Raw genomic sequence first — 5,649 nt, forward strand, 5'->3', positions numbered from 1 at the left:
ATCCTCTGACGACGCTCGGATTTCTTGAGCGGACTGAGCGAAACGAGGATCGGGCGGTGCCCATTACCAATACGAGCTAACACTGGATCCCAGAACCGTGCTGGAAACCCGTGAGTCGATTGATTCTGAACCCTAATTTTAGATCTTGGCGTGTATTTGAGACAAGAACAGACGAAACGAGGGGGGCTGCCCATTATTCGAGCCGGTTTAGCAGTTTGTAGATGTCAACCTCCCCGTCTTCAGGAAACAAATCACGCAAACGGTGAGCGAGTGGAGTCAGACACTCTACAGAAGTGCTGAGGATCTACTATCTAAGGGGCAGTGTGTCGATCTTCAGCAGGGTTCGGGGAGTCCGAACGCTTACATTGCACTCCACAATGATCGATTCCGAGTGGTGGTTTCTATAGTATCCGACTGGGGATCTTGATCGACTCCTCTCATTCGTAAACATCTCTATGCAGACGATGCACTCGAAGGGGCAGCCACCCGCGTCGGTAAAATAGAGTCTACCGGTAGCCGGTGGGCTCGACAATGGAACGAAGATGATCTCGGACAAGTTACAGTTGAGTGTTTCGTGATCAGTCTGTTTCAACAAGTGTATAAAGATCCTAGGCAGTGTATCCTGATCCAATATTTGAAGATAATTCGCCACACGGTTATGTTTCAACATCACAAGGTTTTCACGCTTGTATTCGACAGCGATATATATGCAGAATCACCGCGTCCTCGTTACAGGCGGCGCTGGTTTCATCGGCTCAAACCTTGCGAACCACCTTGCTGAACGAAATGAGGTAACCGCCGTCGACGACGGCTATCTCGGCACACCCGAGAATCTCAACAACAACGTTGAGTTCGTCGAGCAATCTGTCGTTGACGATGAGCTGCCCACTGACGTGGATGTTGTGTTCCACTTCGCAGCGCTCTCGTCATACAAAATGCACGAAGAGAATCCCGCACAGGGCGCTCGGGTCAACGTCGAGGGATTCGTGAACACGATTGAACAAGCTCGTCAAGACGGCTGTGATACCGTTGTGTACGCAACGACCTCCTCGATCTACGGGGATCGAACGGAGCCCTCTCCCGAAACAATGGATGTCGAAGCTCGCACCGGCTACGAGGCCTCCAAACTCGCCCGGGAGCGATACGCGGAGTACTTTCATAACTTCCACGAGATGACCCTTGCTGGGCTGCGCTTCTTCTCGGTGTATCAGGGCTTTGGTGGCGCCGAAAAACACAAAGGCGAGTTCGCAAACACTGTTGCCCAGTTCACCGACAAGATCGCGAACGGCGAACGCCCGGAACTGTTCGGTGATGGTTCTCAGACACGCGATTTTACCCATGTTGAGGATACTGTCCGCGCCTGTGAACTCGCCGCCGACCACGAACTACAAGGAATTTATAACGTTGGGACGGGCGAGAGCTACACATTCAACGAGATGATCGCGATGATCAACGACGAACTTGGAACGAATGTCGACCCGAAGTATATTGAAAATCCCCTCCAGGTGTACGTCCATGACACGATGGCTGATTACTCTAAGATCCAGGAGGTCACAGGGTGGGAACCACAGATTGACTTCAAAGAGGGTGTCGCCCGTGTTTGCAAATCCTACCAGTGAGTGTCCGACTCAATGCCGGATCGAATCCGAGAGTGTGCCACTGCAATGTCGCATGTTCATACCGTTGCCATCAAAAGCTACGCCTCAAGTGAAAACTCATCAATTCACTCAGAACGCGGTCGACAGTCAAGACCTGCCTGTCTACGGCGATGGTTCAAATATCCGCGAGTGGATCTATCTTAAGAATAGTTGTCGAGCAGTTGATTTGGCTCTCCGAGAAAAGGTGGTTGGAGAAGTATACACTATCGGGAGCCACGCGGAGAAGACGAATCTCGAAGGCACCGAAGCGATGCTAGATGCCGTCGGTGCAGACGACGACCTGATCAACTTCGTCGAGGATCGCGCTGGTCACGACCAGCGCTACGCACTCGAAACAGAGGAAAATCGAAACACTCGGCTGGGAACCGGAATACACGTTCGAAAAGGGTCTCGAACGAACCGTCGAACACTACTTGGACTGACGATGCCTGCCAAAGACAAACCGATCCCGCCGTCCGAGTGGCGCACCATCGTCGATAATGTCCCACTCGTCTCCGTTGATCTCATCGTCGAACATGATGACGGTGTTCTCTTGGGCAAACGCGAAAATGACCCCGCCAACGGAGAATGGTTCGTGCCCGGTGGAACGGTACTGAAGAATGAAGCCCGGACTGAGGCTGTCCACCGCGTCGCCGAGGAGGAACTCGGAGAATCTGTCATCATTGACGAGGGTCTTGGTACCTACGAGCACTTCTACGATACGTCCGAGATTGAGGGTGTTGACTCGAAACACTACCTGGCGACTGCGTATCGTTGCCATCTCGCACACGATGAGCCCACATTCTCTGGCGACGACCAACACAGTGCGTTTGAGGTCTTCCATCCGCCGTTCAACGATCTTCATCCGTACGTCCAGCAGTATCTCGACGACTGGTAGCCCGTGCAATCAGCCCCCGACCGCCGGCTTTACTCTCTCCCCCGCTACGTCCGCTCAGACACAACCCACACCCAATTGTCACCTATCGTCCGCGCCAGTCGCATAGCAACACCACCCCACCGCTTCCGCTGTTTGTACAGGCGGTCGAGGCGACTGCCCCGGGGTGCGTTCACCGCTGTGTCTCGTATCCGGGTACGCTTCTGGCACACTACTCATTCGATCAAGCGATTTGTGTTTCCACGCTAACAGCGGAACTGGCGGGGCGTGGGTGGTCGGAGCTGCGTCGCTGGTGTCGGCTAACAGCGGAACCAGTGGGGTGGAAGGGTTCAGTGAAGATCGCATTCAATTCTCTCCCCGACTGAAGCGCGAAGGTGGCTGTTAGATCCCATGCGGTGCTGGAAAAACAGGTCTTGATTGCTCCGTACTCACTCCCGCCCGCCACCTCCAACCGCGCCTCGACCTCATCTTGACCCTCTGGATCAGCGGGTCAATTGCGTCGGAAATGTCCATAATCCCAATACTCAGACGGTGACACGCGTGGAAAATAATTGGAACGTGTCAAAGCCGGTCATCATCAGGTTCAACGGCGGGTCCTCAAGACCGATTGACCATGTCGGTGATATCACCATACTGGTTGGTGTCACACACCCCGTACCGCGACGCCTCCTCTCACAACATTCTCTCAACGAGGAACGTGGCGTCGGCGCGGTCCTCGCGCTGAAGTCACATTATATACTACAGTCTCGGGTCAAAGACATCATTCCCGAGCAATGTTCGCCTCTCATTATCGTCGTCATCACCTCACCCAGACGAACTGTCGATCTCTCTCGGACCGATAGGCGTTGTGTGGAGTGCGCGGGTGCTCCGGACTGGTTTTTGAACGACATCTAACCTCCGTCTCCGTCTCCGTCTGCGTTCTCGTCAAAAGATGATTGACCCTGTATGCAGACTGGATACATGTGAGCAGATCTATTCGGGTTTCCGACGACACGAAACAGATGCTGGAGAGCCTGAAACGGGAGGACGAGACGTTTGACGAACTCCTCGAACGTCTCGCTCAGAGCAAAAAGCCGATCAATATCGGTGCGTGGAGTGAGGAGCAGGCCGACCGCGCACGAGAGGCTATAGAGCGCTCTAGGGGGGCTTCGAGCAGTGATGTTCCTGTTCCTCGATAGCTCCTTGACTTCTTCCCACAACCTCAGTCGTGGCAGGATGTCACGAATTCATTCGTTCGCTTTCTTCGTGTAGGCTAACAGCGTCGGCAGGGTGGGGATTCGACTCTGACGGTACTGACGATAATTCAGGCCGGTGCAGCATCATCAGCTGAGCGCGGTGTCGAAATTTCGAGACTGACCTCAATGGTGTCGTAGGGGACGAACGGGCGCTTCGCCCGGCCAGCCTGTTCGAAGTGGACGATGTCGTAGTCAGTGAGGACCTGAAGGTCGTCGTGAATGCTCTTGACATCGCGGTTCAGGCGTTCGGCCAACTGGCGGATACTGTCCGGGCGCTCGGTCATGATACTCCGAAGGAGTTCGACGCGACGGTCAGTGAGCAATGCTCTGAGATCACTCGGGTTCTGGAAGTTGATGACGTGCGGGATCTCCTCGCCATCTTCCCAGCGCTCAAACCGATCGAGCGCGTCCTGGCGGTGCGCCTGTTCGGAGTTGGACGTGATCCGGAGCACCGAGGGGTAGTCCTCAGGGTCACGGTCTTCGAGAAAGCCTGCCTCAGCTTCGATGTCGTCCATCACGATCTCCTCGGGCGCAGAGTCGGTGCTGTTGGCGTCGTCGGGGGTGTCGGGTGTGTTTGTGTTGGGTTGGTCAGGCATGGTTAGTCACCTCTCGCGGCGGTCGTCCATCTCGTTATAGAACTGCTGGACGTGGGCTTTGAGGCCGGTGTACTCAATGTCGTCGTTGACACCGGTGGGGGTGTGGTAGTGGTGGCGGTCTACCCCGGGATGGTTCGGGTAGTTGTCGAACCGAAGTAGCGTGCGACCGTCTTCTGGCATGTACTGGAATCGGTACTTGACTCCTTCGGGGTAGTCGTCGCTTTTTGAGATGGCGATGGCGATCATCTCGTACCGGGTGCCGTCGTCGAACGTATCTTGGTCCTCGTGGATGACCGCCGATTCCATCTATGTCACCTATGTTGGTACAACACGCCAACATATAATAAGACTTTTCGTTGGTGTCAAGGCCCAATATAGGACCTCACGTCTCGATCTCGGGGAGTCCGTACCTCTAACGACGGAAACTTGCCAGCCGGGATCTTTAGTTTAACCAACAGTCAAAGAGGTAACTTCCGCTAGCGTTGATTAATATACACGGGACTGCTGCTACCACCCTTTGACCCCAATTTTAAGATTAACCAATAATGGATTCCGTGGAATCCCACCTACGTTTTTATATCACCCGAGGGCCTTATTCCTGACAATGAGAATTGCTGAGTCGACCGATCTCGATGCCCTCCAGGCTACGCTCCGGGAGTACCAAATCCGGCTCGCAATTCTCTTCGGCTCCCACGCCACCGAAACGACCCACGCAACGAGCGACATCGATCTCGCAGTCGAATTCGACGAACACCGGTCCTCCGATCCGGACTACAACGACGTGTTTTTTGGGTTGAGTGCCGACCTCAGCGACGCGCTTGAGACGGATGATGTGGATCTCGTGGATCTCCACACGGTCTCGCCAGCACTTGCGGCAGCGATCTTTGAGAATGGCGTCCTGATCGTTGGTACAGTGGAGCACGCCACCGAGCTTCGCCGCCAACTCACGGCACGCGAGTCCGACCAGCAGTCCCCTCGCGACCGACTCGATGCGGCTCTGGCCAGGATCGACGACCATCTCGGCGACGATGGTGCTGGGGTGCCAGCCGCGGGCGATACAAAGGACGACGGATGACAGATGAAGGACTGCCGGCAGATCGCCTCAATCGGATTCTGACCGCTGTCGAAACCATTGAACAGAGTCTGGGCGTCCTCGCACGGAAGCAGCAGATCAATCGCGAGGACTACAAGAACGACTCAGATACGCGTGACATCGTTGAGCGTCGGTTCGTGAAGATGACTGAGCAGCCATCGATATCGACGAGTTCGAGAACGCTGGCGCCGAC

At 54.9% G+C, this 5,649-nt stretch carries 7 protein-coding genes and 2 pseudogenes; 6 read left to right on the forward strand and 3 right to left on the reverse strand.

Annotated elements, in window-relative coordinates; all coding sequences use genetic code 11:
• Positions 1-707 precede the first annotated feature (707 nt).
• The 3 genes and pseudogenes from J07HQW2_RS09205 to J07HQW2_RS09210 all read left to right on the forward strand — a co-directional run bounded on the left by J07HQW2_RS09205 (position 708) and on the right by J07HQW2_RS09210 (position 2,535).
• Positions 708-1,619, forward strand: coding sequence for an NAD-dependent epimerase/dehydratase family protein (locus J07HQW2_RS09205; protein ID WP_021055199.1), 912 nt, complete (start codon positions 708-710; stop codon positions 1,617-1,619).
• A gap of 103 nt (positions 1,620-1,722) precedes the next feature.
• Positions 1,723-2,080 (forward strand): annotated as a pseudogene (locus J07HQW2_RS19985) (GDP-mannose 4,6-dehydratase); the annotation flags it as partial.
• Between the two features lie 2 nt (positions 2,081-2,082).
• On the forward strand, positions 2,083-2,535 hold the full coding sequence (locus J07HQW2_RS09210) for an NUDIX domain-containing protein (protein WP_048075592.1): 453 nt from the start codon (positions 2,083-2,085) through the stop codon (positions 2,533-2,535).
• 78 nt (positions 2,536-2,613) lie between these two features.
• On the opposite strand, the gene J07HQW2_RS18265 is transcribed toward J07HQW2_RS09210, so the two are convergent.
• Positions 2,614-2,877: a hypothetical protein gene (locus J07HQW2_RS18265; RefSeq protein WP_303704041.1), complete on the reverse strand. Its 264-nt coding sequence runs from the start codon at positions 2,875-2,877 to the stop codon at positions 2,614-2,616.
• Between the two features lie 617 nt (positions 2,878-3,494).
• Here J07HQW2_RS18265 and J07HQW2_RS09215 point away from each other — a divergent pair.
• A complete protein-coding gene (locus tag J07HQW2_RS09215; protein ID WP_048075222.1) occupies positions 3,495-3,710 on the forward strand; it encodes a DUF7557 family protein in 216 nt (71 codons plus the stop codon).
• A 125-nt stretch (positions 3,711-3,835) separates the two neighbouring features.
• On the opposite strand, the gene J07HQW2_RS09220 is transcribed toward J07HQW2_RS09215, so the two are convergent.
• Both J07HQW2_RS09220 and J07HQW2_RS09225 read right to left on the reverse strand, forming a co-directional pair.
• A complete protein-coding gene (locus tag J07HQW2_RS09220) occupies positions 3,836-4,363 on the reverse strand; it encodes an HVO_A0114 family putative DNA-binding protein (RefSeq protein WP_021055202.1) in 528 nt (175 codons plus the stop codon).
• A gap of 6 nt (positions 4,364-4,369) precedes the next feature.
• The gene (locus J07HQW2_RS09225) at positions 4,370-4,669 is read right to left on the reverse strand and encodes a toxin-antitoxin system TumE family protein (protein WP_021055203.1); all 300 of its coding nucleotides are present in this window, start codon (positions 4,667-4,669) and stop codon (positions 4,370-4,372) included.
• Between the two features lie 298 nt (positions 4,670-4,967).
• Between J07HQW2_RS09225 and J07HQW2_RS09230 the strand changes: the two genes are divergently transcribed.
• On the forward strand, positions 4,968-5,438 hold the full coding sequence (locus J07HQW2_RS09230; RefSeq protein ID WP_021055204.1) for a type VII toxin-antitoxin system MntA family adenylyltransferase antitoxin: 471 nt from the start codon (positions 4,968-4,970) through the stop codon (positions 5,436-5,438).
• Positions 5,435-5,649 (forward strand): annotated as a pseudogene (locus J07HQW2_RS09235) (hypothetical protein); the annotation flags it as partial. The gene J07HQW2_RS09230 and the pseudogene J07HQW2_RS09235, both read left to right, overlap by 4 nt.

Origin of the sequence: Haloquadratum walsbyi J07HQW2, from assembly GCF_000415985.1 — an archaeon.
Classification (GTDB): domain Archaea; phylum Halobacteriota; class Halobacteria; order Halobacteriales; family Haloferacaceae; genus Haloquadratum; species Haloquadratum walsbyi_B.